Consider the following 20,791-nt stretch of genomic DNA (forward strand, 5'->3'; position numbering starts at 1 on the left):
CTCGGCGGCGCTTCAGCGGGAAGGCTCACCCACCCGGTACGCCGCCTTCTTGCATGACCAGCGAACGGTAATGCCCCGGGTTGCAGCCGAACCACTTGCGAAACGCCTTGTAGAACGAGCTGCTGTCGGCAAAGCCCAGACGTTCGGCGATATCGCCCAACCCCAGTTGCGCCTCGGCCAGCCAGGCAATGGCCAGCTCCCGACGCACGCCATCCTTGATGCCCTGGTAGCTCTGGCCCTCTTCCGACAGACGCCGGCGCAACGTCGACACCGACATGTGCAGGGTGGCGGCCACCTGCTCGGCGTCCGGCCAGCCCCCCGGCGGCATTTCCAGCAAGCGGTGGCGGATCTGCCGGGCCAGACTGGCCGGGTCGCGGAACTTGACCAGGATGTTGCCCGGGGCCTCGGCCAGGAAGCGCTGCAACTCCTCGTCACTGCGTCTGACCGGCAGTTCAAGGCATTCGGCGGCGATGATCATCCGCGTGCGCGGGCGCTCGAACTGCAGGTTCTCGGAAAACATCACCCGGTAGTCGTCGCAAAACGGCGGCTCGGCGCAGCGCAGGTCGATGGCCAGGATCGGGATGCGCCGCCCGGCCAACCAACAGGCCAGGCCGTGCACGATCATCCAGAAGGTGAAGTAGGTGAACGCCCGGCGCGGCGTATCGCCGGGTTCGTTGATGACGATCTCGGCCAGGCTCTGCTGGCGCACCAGGCCCGGCTGCAGGTCTTCGAGCATCAGCGACAGGAACGCCAGCAGGTTGTCCAGGGCCGCGCCCAGGGTCGGCTGGGCCATGGCGCTGCGGGCCATGAAGGCCAGGCTGCCGCTGCGCAGGCCGCGCCGGTCCATGGCGAAGAACTCGTCGTTGCAACGGCGCGCCAACAGGCGCCAGAGCCGGGCGTAGGACTCCGCCGTGACCCGCGCCTCGGGCAGGTCCAACTGCTCGGCCGCGATCCCGGCACGCGCCAGCAGCCCGGCGTCGGGCTCGCCGGCCGGGCAGGTCTGCAACAGGGCTTCGCGCACCAGTTGCATGGAAATGGTGTCCTTCTCGCTCATCGACAATCCAGTCTGCGCTGTGGCCGCCATCTTAGGCCGCCATGGGGAAAACGTCAGCCGCCAATCACTGACCGGCGGCCAGGCTCAGGAACGCCTGGATCAGGCGCAACTCACGGCGGCGCTCCAGGCAACCGACCATGTGCTGGTTGACCAGACCCTGGCCGCCCAGGGGGCGGGCCACCACCCGCGGGTCATGGGCCACTTCGGTGGAGGACACCACGCCGATGCCCAGCTCCGCCGCCACCGCCTCGGTGACCGCTTCGCGGCTGTCCAGTTCCAGCAGCACCCGGGGTTGCACGCCAGCGTCGGCGCAGGCCTTGTCGAAGGTGCGCCGGGTGGTCGAGCTGGGCTCGCGCAGCACCATGATCTGCCTGTCCAGCTCGGCCAGCGGCAAGTCACCCCCGGCACCCGCCCAGGCATGCCCCACCGGCAACAGTGCACACAACCGCGATTCGCATAACGCCTGCAGGTGCAGGCCCTTGCGCGGCTCGATCTCGGTCAGCACGGCCACATCGGCATGTTCCGACAGCAACGCGGCCAGGGTTTCCTGGGCATTGCCCAGGCGCAGGTTGACGGTGATGCCGGGGTAGCGCTCGCGCAGTTGCGCCAGCATCGGCATCACCCGGTGCGGGCCGTCCGCCGCCACCTCCAGGCGCCCGGTCAGCAACTGCCGGTTGGCCTCGAGCATGGCCTGGGCTTCCTCGGCCAGGCCGAACATGGCCCGGGTGATGGCCGCCAGGCGCGTGCCCTCCTCGGTCAGCTCGACCCGCCGGGCGGTACGGCGCAGCAAGGTGATCTGGTAGTGCTCCTCCAACGCCTTCACATGCCCGGTCACCGCCGGCTGGCTGATGAACAGGCGCTCGGCGGCGCGGGTGAAGCTGCCCTCGCGGGCGACGGCGTCGAAGGCGCGGAGCTGGAACAGGTTCATATCTATCGGCCTGACTTATGGCTGGCATATCTACAAACAATTTGATTGATGACACGGCGAATTGCAACCTAGTCCCACTAGTTTCCAGCCCACCGCAAGTGAGGAACCCCGGAATGAGCAACGCCCCGATCCTGCTGACCCCCGGTCCACTGACCACCTCGATCCGCACCCGCCAGGCCATGCTCGTGGACTGGGGCTCGTGGGATCGCGACTTCAACCAGCTGACCGCCAGCGTGTGCGAACAACTGCTGGCCATCATCGACGGCAGCGCCAGCCACCACTGCGTGCCCCTGCAAGGCAGCGGCACCTTCGCCGTCGAGGCCGCCATCGGCACCCTGGTACCCCGTGACGGCAAGGTGCTGGTGCTGATCAACGGCGCCTACGGCCAGCGCCTGGCGAAGATCTGCAAGGTGCTGGGCCGCGCCTACAGCACCTTCGAGACCGCCGAGGACCAGCCGACCACCGCCGCCGACGTCGACCGCCTGCTGGCCGCCGACCCCGCCGTGACCCATGTGGCGCTGATCCACTGCGAGACCAGCACCGGCATCCTCAACCCGCTGCCCGAGATCGCCCAGGTGATCCAGCGCCACGGCAAGCGCCTGATCATCGACGCCATGAGCTCGTTCGGTGCGCTGCCGATCGATGCTCGTGAAATTCCCTTCGAAGCGCTGATCGCCGCCTCCGGCAAGTGCCTGGAAGGCGTGCCGGGCATGGGCTTCGTCTTCGCCGAGAAAACCGCCCTGGCCGCCGCCGAAGGCAACGCCCACTCCCTGGCCATGGACCTGCACGACCAGCACGCCTACATGGCCAAGACCGGCCAGTGGCGCTTCACCCCGCCGACCCACGTGGTCGCCGCTTTGCACGAAGCGCTGCAGCAATACAACGAAGAGGGTGGACTGCCCGCCCGCCACCAGCGCTACGCCGACAACTGCAAGACCCTGCTCGACGGCATGGCGAAGATCGGCCTGCAGAGCTTCCTGCCCGCCGACATCCAGGCGCCGATCATCGTCACCTTCCACGCGCCGAAGGATCCGCGCTACCAGTTCAAGGACTTCTATGAGCGGGTCAAGGCCAAGGGCTTCATCCTCTACCCGGGCAAGCTGACCCAGGTCGAGACCTTCCGCGTCGGCTGCATCGGCGTGGTTGGCGCCGATGGCATGCAGGCCGCCGTGAACGCCGTGGCCGAGGTGCTGCGGGAAATGGAAGTGCTGGACATCTGACCCTCTGCCCACCCAATTCAAGGAAAACGCGCACATGAACTACAGCAACCCCACCCAGCTGCAAGCCGCCATCCTCGACTGGGCCGGCACCGTGGTCGACTTCGGCTCCTTCGCCCCGACCCAGATCTTCGTCGAAGCCTTCGCCGAGTTCGACGTGCAGGTGTCCATCGAAGAAGCCCGTGGCCCGATGGGCATGGGCAAGTGGGACCATATCCGCACCCTGTGCGACGTGCCGGAAATCGCCGAGCGCTACCGCAAGGTGTTCGGCCGCACGCCCACCGACGACGATGTCACCGCCATCTACGAGCGCTTCATGCCGCTGCAGATCGAGAAGATCGCCGTGCACTCGGCGCTGATCCCAGGCGCTCTGGACACCCTGACCGGGCTGCGCAAGGACGGCCTGAAAATCGGCTCCTGCTCCGGCTACCCGAAGGTGGTGATGGACAAGGTGGTCGAACTGGCCGCGCAGAACGGCTACGTGGCCGACCATGTGGTGGCCACCGACGAGACACCGAACGGCCGCCCGTGGCCGGCCCAGGCGCTGGCCAACGTGATTGCCCTGGGCATCGATGACGTGGCTGCCTGCGTGAAGGTCGACGACACCGTGCCAGGGATTCTCGAAGGCCGCCGCGCCGGGATGTGGACCGTGGCGCTGGTGTGCTCGGGCAATGCCCTGGGGCTGACCTGGGAAGGCTACCGGGCGTTGAGCGCAGAGAAGCTGGAGAGCGAGCGCAAGCGGATCCATGGGATGTTTGCCAGCTCCCGCCCGCACTACCTGATCGATACCATCAACGAGCTGCCCGAGGTAATTGCCGATATCAATCGGCGGTTGGCCAAGGGGGAGATGCCGCAGGCCTCTTGACAGGTCGGTGTTACTTTCTTCGCGGGTAAACCCGCTCCCACAGAGATACCACTGCCTTGGAAGTCGGTGATTTTCCTGTGGGAGCGGGTTTACCCGCGAAGGCGTCAGAGCAGACAACCGAGAACCATCAGACTGCCCGGTTCAACTTCACCCACGACGCGAACCGGTCGATAAAGCCCTGCAGGAAGGGCCGGGTCTTGTCGTTCAGCTTGCCGCTATCATCGAACAGCGTCGCCGCCCCACCGATATAAGCCTCGGGCATCTGCATGCACGGCATGTCGAGGAACACCAGCGACTGGCGCACCGCATGATTGGCGCCGAACCCGCCGATCGCCCCCGGCGACACGCTGGCCACCGCCGCCGGCTTTCCGCTCCATACGCTCTGCCCATAGGGCCGCGAACCCACGTCGATGGCGTTCTTCAACCCGCCCGGCACCGAACGGTTGTACTCCGGGGTGACGAACAACACCGCGTCGCTGCGGCGGATTTCGTCGCGAAAATGCTTCCACGCCTCGGGGGCACCCTCGGCCTCGACATCTTCGTTGTACAACGGCAGGTCGCCGATCTCGACGATCCGCAGGGCAAGGCTGGACGGCGCCAGCTCAGATAGCGCGCGGGCCACCTTGCGGTTGTAGGACTCCTTGCGCAAGCTGCCGACGACAACCGCTACCGAATAGACCTGGCTCATGGCGTTTTGCAACCTCTGCTCTGGGAATGGGACCTGTTAGTTATAGATGACCGTTCCTCGGCTTCCCGGTTTTTTTCCATTCGGCTGAAAACTTCCCGGGCGTTTCACTGGTCTATGCCTACAGACATTTCCTACACGATTCAGAGGTTTCCACCTAAATGGCAGCAGTAATGGTCGGCCAGTTTCACGCCCGCGACGCCGAAGGCCGTATCTACCCCGTCCACGAATTCCAGGAATCCACCCTGCAGGCTGACGGCAGCACCCTCGGCGCGCCGGTCACCAGCTATCGGCTGGCCATCGGCGACCGCGTCAACCACCTGGGCGACGACCGCTTCGAGCTGGCCCAGACCGGCGTCGAGATCATCCGCATTCCTTGACGCAATCGACGGTGTACAGCGTCCCCTCGCGCTGCAGGCCATGCACGTCGGCGACGAAGCCCGGGAAGCCCTGGTCGAAGGCCCGGGCGCACTCCAGGTAGACCAGGATCGAGCGGGTCGCCTCGGTGAAGCGCTCGCCCGGCATGATCAAGGGGATCCCCGGCGGATACGGCACCAGCATCACCGCCGCGACCCGGCCCAGCAGCTGCTCGATCGGCACCGCCTCCACCTCCCCGCGCACCATCCGGTCATAGGCCTCGGCCGGGGTCATCGCCACTTCGGGCAAACGGGTGAACAGCAGCTTGAGCTGCCTGGACGTGGCATTGCTGCGGTAGAAGGCATGCAGTTGCTGGCACAGGTCGCGCAGCCCCAGCCCCTGGTAGCGTGACGGCTGCGGCGTCAGCACGCTGGGCAGGCAGTCGGCCAGCGCGGTATTGGCGTCGTAGTGGCGCTTGAACTCCAGCAGTTCGGTCAGCAGCGTGCTCCACTTGCCCTTGGTGATGCCCATCGAGAACAGCACCAGGAAGCTGTACAGACCGGTCTTCTCCACCACCAGCCCCCGTTCCCAGAGGAACTTGCCGACCACCGCGGCCGGAATGCCGTGCTCGCCCGCCCCACCACCGGCTCCCGGCATCACCAGGGTGACCTTGAGCGGATCGAGCAGCACATAGTCGTCGCTCAGCTCGGCAAAGCCATGCCACTCGGCCCCCGGCTGCAACAGCCAGTCCGCCGCCTCCAGGCGCTCGCCGCCCTGCGCCAGCGGGGGCTGCCAGATGCTGAACCACCAGTCGTCGGCGGCGATGTGCTCGCGCAGGTTGGCCAGCGCCCGGCGAAAGCTCAGGGCCTCGTCGAACATCTCCTGCAGCAGCGAGCGCCCGGCCGGGCCCTCCATCATCGCCGAGGCCACATCCAGCGAGGCAAGGATGCTGTACTGCGGCGAGGTGGAGATATGCATCATGAAGGCTTCGTTGAAACGGTCGCGGTCCAGCTGGCGGGAGGCGCCATCCTGCACATGGATCATCGACGCCTGGCTGAAGGCGGCCAGCAACTTGTGGGTGGAATGAGTGCTGAACAGCAGCGGCCCCTCATCGCCGCGCGGCGTGCCCATGGCATAGCGGCCGGCGAAGAACTCGTGGAAGGCGGCGTAGGCGAACCAGGCCTCATCAAAGTGCAGCACCTCGACACTGGCGCCGAGGGTCTGCTTGATGAGGCCAGCGTGGTAGCACAGGCCGTCATAGGTGGAGTTGGTGACCACCGCCAGCTTGATCTTCGCCGGCCGCCCCTGGGCCAGCGGGTGGGCCTGGATCTTTGCCTGTATGGACGCTGGGGTGAACTCGCTGAGCGGGATCGGCCCGATGATGCCCAGCTCGTTACGCTCCGGGCACAGGTAGAGGGGGATGGCGCCGGTCATGATGATCGCATGCACCACCGACTTGTGGCAGTTGCGGTCCACCAGCACCAGGTCACCGCGCCCGACCATGGCGTGCCAGACGATCTTGTTGGCGGTGGAGGTGCCGTTGATGACGAAGAAGGTATGGTCGGCGCCGAAGTTGCGCGCCGCCCGCGCCTCGGCGGCGGCCAGGGGGCCGGTGTGATCGAGCAGCGAGCCCAGCTCGGGCACCGACACGGACAGGTCCGAACGCAGGGTGTTTTCGCCGAAGAACTGGTGGAAGGCCTGCCCCACCGGGCTCTTGTGATAGGCCACGCCGCCGCCGTGGCCTGGGGTGTGCCAGGAGTAGTTCGACTGCGCGGTGTGTTGCACCAGGGCCTTGAAGAACGGTGGCAGCAAACCGTCGAGGTAAGTGTGCGCGGCCCGCGCCACCTGGCGGGCGAGAAAGGGCACGGTGTCTTCGAACAGGTAGAGAATGCCGCGCAACTGGTTGAGCTCACCCATGGCCTCGGCCGGGGCGTTCTCCAGGGTGACCTGCTCGCCCAGGGCGAAGATCGGCAGGTTGGGTGCGCGCAGCCGGGCCAGGCGGATCAGCTCGGCCATGTTCTGCAGCAGGCGGCTATTGTCGCCGACACCCTCGGCGGCGATCAGCATGCAGGCCAGGCCATGATGCGTGGCGGCCACCAGGCGCGCCTCTGCCTGGTCGGCGGCGGCGAGGATGGCGAAGCCGTCCCTGGCCAGTTCGTCGGCGATGCCACGCACCCGTTCGCCGGCGACGCTGTCGGCCTTGATCGCCCGATGGACGATGAGGATGGGGAACTGGAGGTCCTTGTACATCGGGCGGCTACCTCTGCGGGGGCTTCCCCCTCAGGGTAGTTGAGGCTGGTGTCGTCAGTGCCGGCCTCTTCGCGGGTAAACCCGCTCCCACAGGTTCGGGGGGGTTGCCTGTGGGAGCGGGTTTACCCGCGAAAGGGCCGGTACTGTCAGAGAATCAGCTGGCGGGGGCCTCGGTCAGCACCTGCCACATCGCCGGCCCACCCGCCGACTTGGCGACGGCCGCCAAACGCTCGGCATGGGCCTCGAGCTCTTCCTCGCTAGCCATGATCACCTTACCCGCCGCACGACCGGTAATCCGACGGATCTCACTGCCGGTGCTGCCCTGCCCATCCTCGCCCTGCGCGCCATCCCCCGCCAGCGACAGGCTGGTCTGGCCACCGGTCATCGCCAGGTAGACGTCGGCCAGCAGTTCCGAGTCGAGCAGTGCGCCGTGCAGTTCACGGCCGGAGTTGTCGATGCCGTAGCGTTTGCACAGCGCATCGAGGCTGTTGCGCTGCCCCGGATGACGCGAGCGCGCCATCATCAGGGTGTCGAGGATCGGGCAGTGCTGCGAGATGTCGGCGCGGTCCTGCTGACCGATCAGCGCGAACTCGTTGTTGATGAAGCCGACGTCGAACGCCGCGTTGTGGATGACCAGGGTGGCGCCCTGGATGAAGTCGAAGAACTCCTCGGCCACATCGCCGAAACGCGGTTTGCCGACCAGGAAGGCGTCGGTGATGCCGTGGACGTTGATCGCACCCTCGTCACTCTCGCGGTCGGGCTGCAGGTAGACATGGAAGTGCCGCCCGGTCAGGCGCCGGCCCACGACCTCGACGCAACCGATCTCGATGATGCGGTGGCCTTCGGCCACCGGCATGCCGGTGGTCTCGGTGTCGAGGATGACGAACCGTTTGTCTTGCTGCTGCTCCACGGGTGACTCCAACTTGCGGGGCTTGAATTCGGGGCGGGAGTATACCGGAATCGGGGCCGCTTTGCGGCCCATCGCGGCACAAGACCGCTCCTACTGGGACCGTGTAAATCCTGTAGGAGCGGCCTTGTGCCGCGAAAGGGCTGCGCAGCAGCCCCAGTTGGCTCAACGCTGAGCCCGCACCTCATCGACCCCACGATTGGCCAACTGGTCGGCCCGCTCGTTGCCCGGGTGGCCGATGTGCCCGCGCACCCACTTCCAGGTCACCTTGTGCCGGTTGACCTGTTCATCGAGGGCCATCCACAGGTCGGCGTTCTTCACCGGCTCCTTGGCGGCGGTCTTCCAGCCGCGCTTCTTCCAGTTGGTCATCCACTCGTTGATGCCCTTCATCACGTACTGGGAGTCGGTGGTCAGCACCACCTCGCACTCGCGCTTGAGCGCCTTCAGGCCCTCGATCGCGGCCATCAGCTCCATGCGGTTGTTGGTGGTCTCGCGCTCGCCGCCCCACAGTTCCTTCTCGACGCCCTTGAAAACCATCAGGACGCCCCAGCCGCCCGGGCCGGGATTGCCCTTGCAGGCACCATCGGTGTAGATCTCGACGCTATCGCTCATGTACCACTCGTGTTCAGTGCTTTTCGGAATCGGGGTGGGTGGCGCTGCGATTGACCTTGGCCAACGGTAGCGGCAGCAGCTTGCCCATCGGCTCGCGGCGTTCCAGGCGCAGCGGCCGCAGGCCGACCACCATCTTGCGCGCCACCAGCAGGTAGACACCGCCACCGGCGCCCTGCCAGCCCCCGGCCACCCGCTCCCAACCGGCCAGGCGCTGTTGCCAGGCCGGCGAGGCAAGCGGCGGACGATAGCACCCGAAGCGGCGTTTCTCCAGCGCGAAGCCCAGCAGGTTGAGCCAGTCGCCGACCCGCGACGCCGAGATGCAGCGGGCCTTGCGCAAGGCGCCCTGGCTGAAGAAATGCCGCAGCCCCCAACTGCTCCACGGATTGATGCCGACGATCAGCAGGTGACCGCCCGGGCGCACCGCGCTGGCCGCCTCCCGGAGCAATCCGTGGGGAGAGAGACTGAAGTCCAGGCCGTGCTGCAGCACCACCACGTCGGCGGCATGTTCCGACAGCGGCCAGGCCTGCTCCTCGCAGACGATCTCCACCCCCGGCAACGGCGCGCCCAGGCGCACGTTGCGCTGCACCTGCGGGGCGTTGGGCGGCGGTTCGGCGCAGGGGCCGTAGTGCACCAGGTAGCCACCGAAGAAGCGCCGCAGCTCTTCTTCGAGCAACTTTTCCTCTTCCTTTAGCATCAACTGCCCAAGGGGGCCATTGAACCAGTCGCGGGCCAGGCTGATGAGTTCGACCCAGTCGGGGTCGGCCTGGGCGAAGGCTTGGTCGGTCATTGCATTCTCCCTCGAAGGTTCTCCGGCCGCGCCATCGCGGCTAAGATGCCCTCAATGTCCAGGCTTGGCGATACGGATCCGCACATGATACAGATCGATGCCCTACCCGCTTTCAACGACAACTACATCTGGTTGTTACAGGATACTGCCAATCGCCGCTGCGCAGTGGTCGATCCCGGCGATGCCGGGCCGGTGCAGGCCTGGCTGGGCCAGCATCGCGACTGGGCGCTGGAGGCGATCCTGGTCACTCACCACCACCATGACCATGTCGGCGGCGTCGAGGCCCTGAAGCAGGCCACCGGTGCCACCGTCTACGGCCCGGCCAACGAGCTCATTCCGGCCCGCGACGTCGCCCTGGAGGATGGCGCGCAGGTCAAAGCCCTGGGCCTGACGTTCGAAGTCATGGCCATGCCCGGCCACACCCTGGGGCATATCGCCTATTACACTGCGCAATCGCCCACGCCGCTACTGTTCAGTGGCGACACCCTGTTCGCCGCCGGTTGCGGTCGCCTGTTCGAAGGCACGCCTGAACAGATGCACCATTCGCTGCAGCGCCTGGCCGCCCTGCCCGCCGAGACCGAAGTGTACTGCGCCCACGAATATACCCTGAGCAACCTGCGCTTCGCCCGCGCCGTGGAACCGGAAAACCCGCACGTTCTGCAACGGTTCGAAGACGTTACCCGCCTGCGCGCCAACAATCGCATCAGCCTGCCCTCCACCATCGGCCTGGAGCGCCTGACCAACCCGTTTTTGCGTACCGCTGAAACATTCGTTAAACAAAAAGCAGACGAATGGAAGGGACATTCCAACCCCACCCAAGCCACTGTTTTTGCTGCCTTGAGGTCTTGGAAGGACGTGTTCTGATAACCTCAAGATATATCGTGACACAAGCCCAAAGGTTGACCCGGCCGGGGCCGGTTTCTAGAATCGCCCAACTTTTTTGCCCGGATAACCGTTCCAGCCGATGTCTTCCCCTAGCCGCAGAACCGCTCATTCGGTCGCCCTGACGCGACTGGCACAGATCAGTGCACTGGCGCTGGCCGCCACCCTGGTCGGCTGCCAGAGCACCCGTCAGCTCGACGAATCCGACAGCGTTCGCGCGCACAACTACCAGGCGCGGATCAAGCACAAGCCCGCGCCACTGGTGGTCAAGCCCAAGGAAGCGCCGCCCCAGGACGTCTGGGAGCGCATGCGCCAGGGCTTCGCCCTACAGGACGGCATGGACGTCAACCCGCGCATCGAACAGCAGCGCCTATGGTTCGCCAGCAACCCGTCGTTCCTCGAGAACGCCGGCGAGCGCGGCAGCCTCTACCTGCACTACATCGTCGAGCGCCTCGAAGAACGCGACATGCCGCTGGAGCTGGCCCTGCTGCCGGCCATCGAGAGCGCCTACAACCCGATGGCCTACTCCCGCGCACACGCCGCCGGCATGTGGCAGTTCATCCCGTCCACCGGGCGCCACTTCAAGCTGCGCCAGACCAACTTCTACGATGGCCGTCGCGACGTCACCGCCTCGACCAACGCCGCGCTGGATTACCTGAACCGCCTGCACGACATGTTCAACGGCGACTGGCTGCTGGCCCTGGCGGCCTACAATGCCGGCGAAGGCACCGTCAGCCGCGCCATCGAGCGCAACGAGCGCCTGGGCCTGCCGACCGACTACTGGAACCTGCCGCTGCCGCAGGAAACCCGCGACTACGTGCCCAAGCTGCTGGCCCTGTCGCAGGTGGTCAACACCCCGGCCGCCTACGGGATCAACCTGAACCCGATCGCCAACGAACCCTATTTCGAAGCCGTCGCCATCAACGACCGCCTCGACCTGTCGCGCGTCGCGGCCTTCGCCGACATCGACGAAGACGAGCTGATCCAGCTCAACCCCGCCTTCAAGAAGCGCATGACCGTGGACGGCCCGCAGCAGTTGCTGGTGCCTACCGCCAAGGCACAGTTGCTGAGCGACCGCATGTCCAACCTCAAGCCCGAGGAACTGGTCGCCCTGCAGCCGAACAAGGCCGTGTTCCAGGCCGCCCTGGCCGATGCCAAGGCGCCGGCGGCGCGCAGCTACCGGGTCAAGCGCGGCGACAACCTGGGCAGCATCGCCAAGGCCAACCGCGTCGCGGTCAAGGACATCCAGCGCTGGAACAGCCTGCGCGGCAACAGCCTCAAGGTCGGCCAGGTGCTGGCCCTGCGTGGCGGCAACGCGCCGAGCGCGGCGGCCAACCGCGTGGCCGATGCCAAGCAGCGTTCCACCCAGTACAAGGTGCGCAAGGGCGACTCGTACTACCTGGTGGCCAAGCGTTTCAACGTCGAGATGAAACACCTCAAGCGCTGGAACCCGCGCAGCGGGCATGCGCTCAAGCCGGGGCAGACGCTGACCGTTTACCTGTCGCGTTGATGTGAATCCCGGGGGCGCTTCGCGCCCCTTTCGCGGCACAAGGCCGCTCCTACAGGGATTACGCAGACTCTGTAGGAGCGGCCTTGTGCCGCGAAAGGGCTGCGAAGCAGCCCCAATCAGCCACATCCATCTGACCGGCTCGCACCCTTTTTCCATTCCAGACAAGCTGTTACTGTACCCCGAACCAAGCCCAACGCCTTCTGGATCGGATGCCGACTTGATACGTCCCCTCCTGCTGTCTCTCAGCCTGGCCTTGAGCTTCCCCGCCGTCGCGATGGTGAGCGAAAGCCACGGATACGCGCAGTTCGGCACGCTCAAGTACCCGGCCAGCTTCACCCACTTCGACTGGGTCAATCCGCAAGCCCCCAAAAGCGGCGCCTTGCGGGCCATGGCCTTCGGCACCTTCGACACGCTCAACCCCTACACCTTCAAGGGCTCGAGCCCGGTCACCACGCCCAACTTCCTGCAGTACGGCATCAACGAGCTCAACGAGCCGCTGATGGTCGGCACCGGCATGTACGACCCCTCCGGCGACGAGCCCACCTCCAGCTACGGCCTGATCGCCCGCTCGGTCGAGTACAGCGAGGACCGCAGCTGGGTGGTGTTCAACCTGCGCCCCGAGGCGCACTTCCACGACGGCGTGCCGATCACCGCCGCCGACGTCGCCTTCAGCTACCGCACCCTGCTCAAGGACGGCCACCCGATCTACCGCACCAACCTCCAGGAAGTGGCCCGGGTCGACATCCTCGGCCCGCTGCGCATCCGCTTCGTGTTCAAGCGCGCCGGCAACCCGCTGCTGATCCTGCGCCTGGGCGAGATGCCGGTGCTGCCCAGGCACTACTGGGAAAAGCGCGACTTCAAGGCCACCACCTTCGAGCCGCCTTTGGGCAGCGGCCCCTACCGCATCACCGAGGTGCAACCCGGCCGCCGGCTGGTGTTCGAGCGGGTGAAGGACTACTGGGGCAAGGACCTGGCCGTGAACCGCGGCAAGTACAACTTCAAGCGCGTCGAATACGAGTTCTACCGTGACGCCACCGTGGCCTTCGAGGCCTTCAAGGCCGGCGAGTTCGACCTCTACATCGAGCACCAGGCGAAGAACTGGGCCAACGGCTACAACTTCCCCGCCGTGCGCCGCGGTGAGGTGATCAAGGCGCAGATCCCGCACAAGATCCCGACACAGACCCAAGGCCTGTTCATGAACAGCCGCCGCGCCACCTTCAGCGACCCGCGGGTACGCCAGGCGCTGGGCCTGATGCTCGATTTCGAGTGGACCAACCGCGCGCTGTTCAACGGCGCCTACCGGCGCGCCACCAGCTACTACCCCAACAGTGATTTCACCGCCACAGGCCTGCCCACCGGCAAGGAATGGCTGCTGCTCAAGCCGTTCCGCGACCAACTGCCCGAGAAGCTGTTCACCCAGCCCTACCAGGTCAGCCACACCGACGGCAGCGGCATCAGCCGCCCGGCCCTGCGCCAGGCCCTGGCGCTGTTCGCCCAGGCCGGCTGGAAGCTCAACGGCCAGCGCCTGGTGGACAGCAAGGGCCAGCAATTCGGTATGGAACTGCTGCTGGTGAATCCGAACCTCGAACGCATCCTGCAACCTTATGTCGAAAATCTGGCCAGCATCGGCATCGATGCGCGCTTGCGCACCGTCGACCGCGCCCAGTACAAACAACGGCTCGACCAGTTCGATTTCGACATGATCCTGATGACCCTGAACCAGACCCTGAGCCCGGGCCTCGAACAGTGGCTGTATTTCCACTCGAGCCAAGCCGCCACCAAGGGCAGCAAGAACTATGCTGGGGTCAAGGACCCGGTGGTCGACCACCTGCTCGACACCCTGCTCGCCGCCCGCACGCGTGATGACCAGATCGCCGCGGCGCGTGCCCTGGACCGCGTGCTCTCATGGCAGTACTACATGATCCCCAACTGGTACCTCGACAATCACCGCCTGGCCTACCGCAACCGGTTCGCCTTCGTCACCACGCCGCCCTACACCCTCGGGCTGAACAGCTGGTGGATCAAGAAGACTTCGGAGAAAGCCAAATGACGCCCACCTTGCGCCGCCTGGCCGGCAGCCTGTTGCTGGCCTGCCTCACGCTCCCGGCCGTGGCCGCCCCGCAGCACGCCCTGACCCTGTACGACGAGCCGCCAAAATACCCGGCCAACTTCAAGCACTTCGAATACGTCAATCCTGACGCGCCCAAGGGCGGCACCTTCCGCCAGTCCAGCTTCGGCGGCTTCGACAGCCTCAACCCGTTCATCAACAAGGGCGTGCCCGCCGACAACGTCGGCAGCATCTACGACACCCTGATGCGCCAGAGCCTGGACGAGCCCTTCACCGAATACGGCCTGGTGGCCGGCAAGATCGAAAAGGCCCCCGACAACAGCTGGGTGCGCTTCTACCTGCGCCCCGAAGCACGCTTCCACGACGGCCAGCCGATGCGCGCCGAGGACGTGGTGTTCACTTTCAACGCCCTGATCAAGGACGGCGCGCCGCTGTACCGCCAGTACTACGCCGACGTCGCCGAGGTGGTCGCCGAAGCCCCGCTCAAGGTGCTGTTCAAGTTCAAGCACACCAACAACCGCGAGTTGCCGCTGATCCTCGGCCAGCTGCCGGTGCTGCCCAAGCACTGGTACGAGGGCCGTGACTTCAACCGCGGCAACCTGGAGATCCCACTGGGCAGCGGCCCGTACAAGGTCGTCGAGGTGAAGGCCGGCCGCTCGATCCGCTACGAGCGGGTCAAGGACTACTGGGCCAAGGACCTGCCGATCAACCGCGGCTTCTACAACTTCGACGTGATGACCTTCGACTCGTACCGCGACAACACCGTCGCCCTCGAAGCCCTCAAGGCCGGCCAGTTCGACTACGCCCTGGAAGTCAGCGCGAAGAACTGGGCCACCGCCTACGACGTGCCCGCCGTGCGCGGCGGCCGCCTGATCAAGGAAGAGATCCCCAACGGCAACCCGGTGGGCATGCAGGGCTTCATCTTCAACCTGCGCAAACCCGTGTTCCAGGACATCCGCGTGCGCCACGCCATCAGCCTGCTGATGGACTTCGAATGGACCAACAAGCAGCTGTTCAACGGCGCCTACACCCGCACCGGCAGCTACTTCGAGAACTCCGAGATGGCCGCCAGCGGCCTGCCCTCGCCCGCCGAGCTGAAGATCCTCGAACCACTGCGCGCCAAGGTGCCCGACGAGGTGTTCAACGGCGCCTTCCGCAACCCCGTCACCGACGGCAGCGGCATGATCCGCGACCAGCAGCGCCAGGCCTACAAGCTGCTGCAGGACGCCGGCTGGAAGATCGTCGACGACAAGATGGTCGACAAGGACGGCAAGCCGGTGACCATCGAGTTCCTGCTGGCCCAGACCCAGTTCGAGCGCGTACTGCTGCCGTTCAAGCGCAACCTCGCGGACCTGGGCATCAACCTCGAGATCCGCCGGGTAGACGTATCGCAGTACATCAACCGCCTGCGCTCGCGGGACTACGACATGATCGTCGGCGGTTTCGCGCAATCGAACTCGCCCGGCAACGAGCAGCGTGAATACTGGAACAGCGCCGCCGCCGACAACCCCGGCAGCCGCAACTTCATCGGCCTGCGTGACCCGGCCATCGACCAGTTGGTGGAGCAGTTGATCAACGCTGACTCCCGGCAGAGCCTGATCGACCATTGCCGTGCCCTGGACCGGGTACTGCTGTGGGGCTACTACGTGATCCCCAACTGGCACATCAAGACTTCCCGCGTGGCCTACTGGAACCACATCGGCCACCCCGCCGTGTCGCCCAAGTACGACATCGGCATCGACACCTGGTGGATCAAGCCCGACGTCACGCCTGCCGTGAGCGAAGCCCCCGCCGCGGAAGAGGCCAACTGACATGCTGGCCTATATCCTGCGGCGCCTGCTGCTGATCATCCCGACCCTGTTCGGCATCCTCATCATCAACTTCATCATCGTCCAGGCCGCCCCCGGCGGCCCGGTCGAGCAGATGATCGCCAAGCTCGAAGGCTTCGAAGGCGCCACCAGCCGCATTGCCGGCGGCGGCGCCGAAGTGTCGGTGGCCGGCTCCAACTACCGCGGCGCGCAAGGCCTGGACCCGGCGCTGATCGCCGAAATCGAGCGCATGTACGGCTTCGACAAGTCGGCGCCCGAACGGCTGTGGATCATGGTCAAGAACTACGCCCAACTGGACTTTGGTAACAGCTTCTTCCGCGACGCCAAGGTCATCGACCTGATCGCCGAGAAGATGCCCGTGTCCATTTCGCTGGGGCTATGGAGCACGCTGATCATGTACCTGGTGTCGATTCCCCTGGGGATCGCCAAGGCCGTGCGCCACGGCAGCCACTTCGACGTCTGGACCAGCTCGGCGATCATCGTCGGCTACGCCATCCCCGCGTTCCTGTTCGCCATCCTGCTGATCGTGCTGTTCGCCGGCGGCAGCTACTTCGACTGGTTCCCGCTGCGCGGGCTGACCTCCAACAACTTCGACGAGCTCTCCACCACCGGCAAGGTGCTCGACTACTTCTGGCACCTGGTGCTGCCGATCACCGCGCTGGTGATCGGCAACTTCGCCACCATGACCCTGCTGACCAAGAACAGCTTCCTCGACGAGATCAACAAGCAATACGTGGTCACCGCCAAGGCCAAGGGCCTGAGCCGCACCCGCGTGCTCTACGGCCATGTGTTCCGCAACGCCATGCTGCTGGTGATCGCCGGCTTCCCCTCGGCGTTCATCGGCATCTTCTTCACCGGCTCCTTGCTGATCGAGGTGATCTTCAGCCTCGACGGCCTGGGCCTGATGAGTTTCGAGGCGGCGATCAACCGCGACTACCCGGTGGTGTTCGGCACCTTGTTCATCTTCACCCTGCTTGGTCTGGTGGTGAAGCTGATCGGCGACCTCACCTACACCCTGGTCGATCCACGTATCGACTTCGCCAGCCGGGAGCACTGACATGGCCCTGTCCCCCCTCAATCGCCGGCGCTTCGAGCGCTTCAAGGCCAACCGCCGCGGCTGGTGGTCGCTGTGGATCTTCCTGGTGCTGTTCGTGCTGAGCCTGGGCGCCGAGTTCATCGCCAACGACAAGCCGATTGCCGTGCGCTACGACGGCGAATGGTACTTCCCCGCCTTCAAGCGCTACCCGGAGACGACCTTTGGCGGCGAGTTCCCGCTGGAGGCCAACTACAAGAGCCCGTACATCCGCGAGCTGATGGAGAAGAAGGACGCCTTCGTGCTGTGGGCGCCGATCCCCTACAGCTACCAGAGCATCAACTACGACCTGAAAGTACCGGCCCCCGCACCGCCCTCCACCGACAACCTGCTGGGCACCGACGACCAGGGCCGCGACGTGCTGGCCCGGGTGATCTACGGCTTTCGCATCTCGGTGCTGTTCGCCCTGACGCTGACCATCGCCAGCTCCATCGTCGGCGTGATCGCCGGCGCCTTGCAGGGCTTCTACGGTGGCTGGGTGGACCTCGCCGGCCAGCGCTTTTTGGAGATCTGGTCCGGCCTGCCGGTGCTGTACCTGCTGATCATCCTCGCCAGCTTCGTGCAGCCCAACTTCTGGTGGTTGCTGGGCATCATGCTGCTGTTCTCGTGGATGAGCCTGGTTGATGTGGTGCGCGCCGAGTTCCTGCGCGGGCGCAACCTCGAATACGTACGCGCCGCCCGCGCCTTGGGGATGAGCAACGGCCCGATCATGTACCGCCACATCCTGCCCAACGCCATGATCTCGACCATGACCTTCATGCCGTTCATCCTCACCGGCGCCATCGGCACCCTCACCGCCCTGGACTTCCTCGGCTTCGGCCTGCCCGCAGGTTCCCCGTCGCTGGGCGAGCTGGTGGCCCAGGGCAAGTCCAACCTGCAAGCCCCGTGGCTGGGCATCAGCGCCTTCGCCGTGCTGGCGGTGATGCTGAGCCTGCTGGTATTCATCGGCGAATCCGCCCGCGACGCCTTCGACCCGAGGAAATGACATGAGCCAAGACACCCTGATCGAAGTCCGCGACCTGGCGGTGGAGTTCGTCACTGGCGAGCAGGTCAACCGCGTGGTCGACGGCATCAGCTTCGACATCCGCAAGGGCGAGACCCTGGCCCTGGTGGGCGAAAGCGGCTCGGGCAAGTCGGTGACCGCCCACTCGATCCTGCGCCTGCTGCCCTACCCGCTGGCCCGGCATCCCTCCGGCACCATCCATTACGAAGGCAAAGACCTGCTGCACCTGGGCGAGAAGCCCATGCAGCGGATTCGCGGCAACCGCATTGCGATGATCTTCCAGGAGCCGATGACCTCGCTGAACCCGCTGCACAGCATCGAGAAGCAGATCAACGAGATCCTGTTGCTGCACAAGGGACTCACCGGCAAGGCCGCCACCGCCCGCACACTTGAGCTGCTGGAACTGGTCGGCATTCCCGAGCCGCACAAGCGCCTGAAAGCCCTGCCCCATGAGCTGTCCGGTGGCCAGCGCCAGCGGGTGATGATCGCCATGGCCCTGGCCAACGAACCCGAACTGCTGATCGCTGACGAGCCCACCACGGCGCTCGACGTGACCGTGCAGTTGAAGATTCTCGACCTGCTCAAGGAGCTGCAGGCGCGCCTCGGCATGGCCCTGCTGCTGATCAGCCACGACCTCAACCTGGTGCGCCGCATCGCCCACCGCGTGTGCGTGATGCAGTGCGGCAAGATCGTCGAGCAGGCCGACTGCGCCACGCTGTTCAGCAAGCCGCAGCATCCGTATACACAGATGCTGATCAATGCCGAGCCCAGCGGCGCACCTGCCGCGAATGCCGAAGGGGCGCCGTTGCTGGAGGTGAAGGACCTGAAGGTATGGTTCCCGATCAAAAAGGGGCTGCTGCGCCGGACCGTGGACCATGTGAAGGCGGTGGATGGGGTGAACTTCAGCCTGCCCCGGGGGCAGACGCTGGGGATCGTTGGCGAGAGTGGGTCGGGCAAGTCCACCTTGGGGTTGGCCATCTTGCGGTTGATTTCCAGCCAAGGCGGGATTCGCTTCCATGGACAGAATCTTGAAGGGCTGAATCAGAAGGAAGTGCGGCCGCTGCGGCGGGAGATGCAGGTGGTGTTTCAGGATCCCTTTGGCAGCCTGAGCCCGCGCATGTGCGTGGCGGATATCGTCGGCGAGGGTTTACGGATTCACAAGATCGGCACGCCGGCTGAGCAGGAAGCGGCGATTATTGCGGCGTTGGAGGAAGTGGGGCTGGATCCGAGGACGCGGCATCGGTATCCCCATGAGTTTTCTGGGGGGCAAAGGCAGCGGATTGCGATTGCTCGGGCGTTGGTGTTGAAGCCGGCTTTGATTCTGCTGGATGAGCCAACCTCGGCGCTGGATCGGACGGTGCAGCGGCAGGTGGTTGAGCTTTTGCGGAATTTGCAGGTCAAGTACAACCTGACGTATCTGTTTATCAGTCATGACCTGGCGGTGGTCAAGGCGTTGAGTCATCAGTTGATGGTGATCAAGCATGGGCAGGTGGTGGAACAGGGGGATGCGGGGGCTATATTTCATGAGCCGCGGCATGGGTATACGAGGCAGTTGTTGGAAGCTGCGTTTTTGGGGACGACGTCGACCGCCTGAAGCATCGTAGCCAACTCAAATGTCATCGGACGCGCAACCGCTGTCCGCCTTGTTGGTATTACGCTGTATCGCGGTGGGTCGTCCAGAAAAATCAGATTAAAACCCTATGCTGTAGTCCATTTCCCAAACATACTTCTGCCGCCTTTTTTCCGTTGCGGTCTCCCTGGCGGGGCTCTAGTCTCGGCCTATCGTTGCACATCAACGATACAGCTTTGACAGGCTGTGACGGCAAATTGCACGCAGCTCAACCTTTATGGCAGCTGTACGTGCGGGCACGCTTGCGTGCGCCGGAACTTTGCAATTTCCGCCGGTCTGTCAACCCACGTACAGCTGCCACCCTACTGTTTGACAGCAGGCAGGTGGCCGCACCACCAAAGGGAAGTTGCTATGTTAAAGATCGTCCCCGACCCACCCCACAACCACCACTCCCTCGAAGACACCATCATCCAGGCCACGGAGTACGCCCTGTGCGCGCAGACCGTGGCGCATCAGGCTGTTCTGCTGCATCCCAAGTCGCCCGTGTCGATTCTGGTCTTGGCCGCGATGCATGAAATGGAGGCGCTGCGGGTGCTGCTCGAATCGGCGTTGATTCAGGTGCAGATGTCGCAGGTGGAGCCTCGGACGTTGCACTAGGACTTAAGTCAGTTGTTGGCTGGGCTGACGCAATCGCGGGGCAAGCCCGCTCCCACGCTGTGATCTCAACACGCTGTGATCCATGGCTGCGATCCACGCGCAGCACCCCACATGCGGCGAGATACATGTACCCGTGGGAGCGGGCTTGTCCCGCGATTGCGCAAGCCCAGGCACGCATCATTTCAGGGAGATTGAGCAATGAGCACAGACGACACCACGCCCCAGACTACGGCGGGCAAGACCAAGTTCTATCAGGGTGAAGGGCATACCGACCCGCTGTTCTGCATCGAACCCGGCATCCCTTGCCAGCACGCACGGGAACAGGCTTCGGAGTTGATGGGCTGCGTGTGCGACCTGACCATCACCGGGATCATGGAGGAAAAGCCTCAGCTGATCTGGGCATCGTATTACCTGAGCGCGCTGGCCAAGGCGCTGATGGATGATGCGGAGTTGGGGATGAAGCACTGAAGGCTATGTAGGTAGGGAGGGCTTGCCTCATCGCAGGCGAGCCCACTCC

19 protein-coding genes are annotated in these 20,791 nt (G+C 65.0%); 12 read left to right on the forward strand and 7 right to left on the reverse strand.

The annotated features are described in order from the left end of the window. Positions 1-25: 25 nt before the first annotated feature. On the reverse strand, positions 26-1,054 hold the full coding sequence (locus tag AC0MAZ_RS20785) for an AraC family transcriptional regulator (RefSeq protein ID WP_203651914.1): 1,029 nt from the start codon (positions 1,052-1,054) through the stop codon (positions 26-28). A 64-nt stretch (positions 1,055-1,118) separates the two neighbouring features. Further along, positions 1,119-1,982, reverse strand: a complete 864-nt coding sequence (locus AC0MAZ_RS20790; RefSeq protein WP_203651913.1) for a LysR substrate-binding domain-containing protein — start codon at positions 1,980-1,982, stop codon at positions 1,119-1,121. A gap of 113 nt (positions 1,983-2,095) precedes the next feature. Here AC0MAZ_RS20790 and AC0MAZ_RS20795 point away from each other — a divergent pair, with 113 nt between their 5' ends. Together AC0MAZ_RS20795 and phnX are read left to right on the forward strand one after the other, a co-directional pair. Continuing rightward, entirely contained in the window at positions 2,096-3,202 is a 1,107-nt protein-coding gene (locus AC0MAZ_RS20795; protein ID WP_475859004.1) for a 2-aminoethylphosphonate--pyruvate transaminase, read from the forward strand. A 34-nt stretch (positions 3,203-3,236) separates the two neighbouring features. Beyond that, a complete protein-coding gene (gene phnX / locus AC0MAZ_RS20800; protein WP_475859006.1) occupies positions 3,237-4,064 on the forward strand; it encodes a phosphonoacetaldehyde hydrolase in 828 nt (275 codons plus the stop codon). A gap of 127 nt (positions 4,065-4,191) precedes the next feature. On the opposite strand, the gene AC0MAZ_RS20805 is transcribed toward phnX, so the two are convergent. Further along, a complete protein-coding gene (locus AC0MAZ_RS20805) occupies positions 4,192-4,752 on the reverse strand; it encodes an NADPH-dependent FMN reductase (RefSeq protein WP_232856337.1) in 561 nt (186 codons plus the stop codon). Positions 4,753-4,910: 158 nt separating this feature from the next. Here AC0MAZ_RS20805 and AC0MAZ_RS20810 point away from each other — a divergent pair, with 158 nt between their 5' ends. After that, positions 4,911-5,129, forward strand: a complete 219-nt coding sequence (locus tag AC0MAZ_RS20810; RefSeq protein WP_028690532.1) for a hypothetical protein — start codon at positions 4,911-4,913, stop codon at positions 5,127-5,129. Here AC0MAZ_RS20810 and AC0MAZ_RS20815 read toward each other — a convergent pair. The 4 genes from AC0MAZ_RS20815 to AC0MAZ_RS20830 all read right to left on the reverse strand — a co-directional run bounded on the left by AC0MAZ_RS20815 (position 5,113) and on the right by AC0MAZ_RS20830 (position 9,662). Then, positions 5,113-7,356 (reverse strand): Orn/Lys/Arg family decarboxylase, encoded by a 2,244-nt coding sequence (locus AC0MAZ_RS20815; protein ID WP_475859008.1) that lies wholly within the window; start codon positions 7,354-7,356, stop codon positions 5,113-5,115. The two genes, AC0MAZ_RS20810 and AC0MAZ_RS20815, sit on opposite strands and share 17 nt — an antisense overlap. A 154-nt stretch (positions 7,357-7,510) precedes the next feature. After that, on the reverse strand, positions 7,511-8,266 hold the full coding sequence (gene dnaQ, locus AC0MAZ_RS20820; protein WP_254464468.1) for a DNA polymerase III subunit epsilon: 756 nt from the start codon (positions 8,264-8,266) through the stop codon (positions 7,511-7,513). Between the two features lie 162 nt (positions 8,267-8,428). Beyond that, the gene (rnhA, locus tag AC0MAZ_RS20825; RefSeq protein WP_028690529.1) at positions 8,429-8,875 is read right to left on the reverse strand and encodes a ribonuclease HI; all 447 of its coding nucleotides are present in this window, start codon (positions 8,873-8,875) and stop codon (positions 8,429-8,431) included. Positions 8,876-8,888: 13 nt separating this feature from the next. After that, the gene (locus tag AC0MAZ_RS20830) at positions 8,889-9,662 is read right to left on the reverse strand and encodes a class I SAM-dependent methyltransferase (RefSeq protein WP_203651900.1); all 774 of its coding nucleotides are present in this window, start codon (positions 9,660-9,662) and stop codon (positions 8,889-8,891) included. 84 nt (positions 9,663-9,746) lie between these two features. Between AC0MAZ_RS20830 and gloB the strand changes: the two genes are divergently transcribed. The 9 genes from gloB to AC0MAZ_RS20875 all read left to right on the forward strand — a co-directional run bounded on the left by gloB (position 9,747) and on the right by AC0MAZ_RS20875 (position 20,742). Then, positions 9,747-10,526, forward strand: a complete 780-nt coding sequence (gene gloB / locus AC0MAZ_RS20835) for a hydroxyacylglutathione hydrolase (protein ID WP_475859011.1) — start codon at positions 9,747-9,749, stop codon at positions 10,524-10,526. Positions 10,527-10,626: 100 nt separating this feature from the next. Next, a complete protein-coding gene (locus tag AC0MAZ_RS20840) occupies positions 10,627-12,054 on the forward strand; it encodes a lytic transglycosylase domain-containing protein (RefSeq protein ID WP_203651896.1) in 1,428 nt (475 codons plus the stop codon). 217 nt (positions 12,055-12,271) lie between these two features. Then, complete coding sequence (locus AC0MAZ_RS20845) at positions 12,272-14,104, forward strand: extracellular solute-binding protein (RefSeq protein ID WP_475859013.1); 1,833 nt, start codon at positions 12,272-12,274, stop codon at positions 14,102-14,104. Continuing rightward, the gene (locus AC0MAZ_RS20850; RefSeq protein ID WP_475859015.1) at positions 14,101-15,933 is read left to right on the forward strand and encodes an extracellular solute-binding protein; all 1,833 of its coding nucleotides are present in this window, start codon (positions 14,101-14,103) and stop codon (positions 15,931-15,933) included. The genes AC0MAZ_RS20845 and AC0MAZ_RS20850 overlap by 4 nt, the downstream gene beginning before the upstream one ends. Position 15,934: 1 nt before the next feature. Further along, positions 15,935-17,008, forward strand: a complete 1,074-nt coding sequence (locus AC0MAZ_RS20855) for a microcin C ABC transporter permease YejB (protein ID WP_046854817.1) — start codon at positions 15,935-15,937, stop codon at positions 17,006-17,008. A gap of 1 nt (position 17,009) precedes the next feature. Next, positions 17,010-18,029 (forward strand): ABC transporter permease, encoded by a 1,020-nt coding sequence (locus tag AC0MAZ_RS20860; RefSeq protein ID WP_254464464.1) that lies wholly within the window; start codon positions 17,010-17,012, stop codon positions 18,027-18,029. A gap of 1 nt (position 18,030) precedes the next feature. Continuing rightward, positions 18,031-19,641, forward strand: a complete 1,611-nt coding sequence (locus AC0MAZ_RS20865; protein WP_232856344.1) for an ABC transporter ATP-binding protein — start codon at positions 18,031-18,033, stop codon at positions 19,639-19,641. Positions 19,642-20,028: 387 nt separating this feature from the next. Beyond that, positions 20,029-20,274, forward strand: coding sequence for a hypothetical protein (locus tag AC0MAZ_RS20870; protein WP_475859017.1), 246 nt, complete (start codon positions 20,029-20,031; stop codon positions 20,272-20,274). Between the two features lie 198 nt (positions 20,275-20,472). Further along, the gene (locus AC0MAZ_RS20875) at positions 20,473-20,742 is read left to right on the forward strand and encodes a DUF3077 domain-containing protein (protein WP_182323516.1); all 270 of its coding nucleotides are present in this window, start codon (positions 20,473-20,475) and stop codon (positions 20,740-20,742) included. Positions 20,743-20,791: the final 49 nt, after the last annotated feature.

This window comes from Pseudomonas sp. A (genome assembly GCF_056270345.1).

What these genes read in the sequence shown, in the direction of transcription:
- AC0MAZ_RS20865 (WP_232856344.1), top strand. Translation starts at nt 18,031, where the DNA reads ATGAGCCAAGACACCCTGATCGAAGTCCGCGACCTGGCGGTGGAGTTC.
- AC0MAZ_RS20805 (WP_232856337.1), bottom strand. Translation starts at nt 4,752, where the DNA reads ATGAGCCAGGTCTATTCGGTAGCGGTTGTCGTCGGCAGCTTGCGCAAG.
- AC0MAZ_RS20875 (WP_182323516.1), top strand. Translation starts at nt 20,473, where the DNA reads ATGAGCACAGACGACACCACGCCCCAGACTACGGCGGGCAAGACCAAG.
- rnhA (WP_028690529.1), bottom strand. Translation starts at nt 8,875, where the DNA reads ATGAGCGATAGCGTCGAGATCTACACCGATGGTGCCTGCAAGGGCAAT.
- AC0MAZ_RS20855 (WP_046854817.1), top strand. Translation starts at nt 15,935, where the DNA reads ATGCTGGCCTATATCCTGCGGCGCCTGCTGCTGATCATCCCGACCCTG.
- AC0MAZ_RS20795 (WP_475859004.1), top strand. Translation starts at nt 2,096, where the DNA reads ATGAGCAACGCCCCGATCCTGCTGACCCCCGGTCCACTGACCACCTCG.
- AC0MAZ_RS20870 (WP_475859017.1), top strand. Translation starts at nt 20,029, where the DNA reads ATGTTAAAGATCGTCCCCGACCCACCCCACAACCACCACTCCCTCGAA.
- AC0MAZ_RS20850 (WP_475859015.1), top strand. Translation starts at nt 14,101, where the DNA reads ATGACGCCCACCTTGCGCCGCCTGGCCGGCAGCCTGTTGCTGGCCTGC.
- gloB (WP_475859011.1), top strand. Translation starts at nt 9,747, where the DNA reads ATGATACAGATCGATGCCCTACCCGCTTTCAACGACAACTACATCTGG.
- AC0MAZ_RS20830 (WP_203651900.1), bottom strand. Translation starts at nt 9,662, where the DNA reads ATGACCGACCAAGCCTTCGCCCAGGCCGACCCCGACTGGGTCGAACTC.
- phnX (WP_475859006.1), top strand. Translation starts at nt 3,237, where the DNA reads ATGAACTACAGCAACCCCACCCAGCTGCAAGCCGCCATCCTCGACTGG.
- AC0MAZ_RS20840 (WP_203651896.1), top strand. Translation starts at nt 10,627, where the DNA reads ATGTCTTCCCCTAGCCGCAGAACCGCTCATTCGGTCGCCCTGACGCGA.
- AC0MAZ_RS20790 (WP_203651913.1), bottom strand. Translation starts at nt 1,982, where the DNA reads ATGAACCTGTTCCAGCTCCGCGCCTTCGACGCCGTCGCCCGCGAGGGC.
- AC0MAZ_RS20810 (WP_028690532.1), top strand. Translation starts at nt 4,911, where the DNA reads ATGGCAGCAGTAATGGTCGGCCAGTTTCACGCCCGCGACGCCGAAGGC.
- AC0MAZ_RS20860 (WP_254464464.1), top strand. Translation starts at nt 17,010, where the DNA reads ATGGCCCTGTCCCCCCTCAATCGCCGGCGCTTCGAGCGCTTCAAGGCC.
- AC0MAZ_RS20785 (WP_203651914.1), bottom strand. Translation starts at nt 1,054, where the DNA reads ATGAGCGAGAAGGACACCATTTCCATGCAACTGGTGCGCGAAGCCCTG.
- AC0MAZ_RS20815 (WP_475859008.1), bottom strand. Translation starts at nt 7,356, where the DNA reads ATGTACAAGGACCTCCAGTTCCCCATCCTCATCGTCCATCGGGCGATC.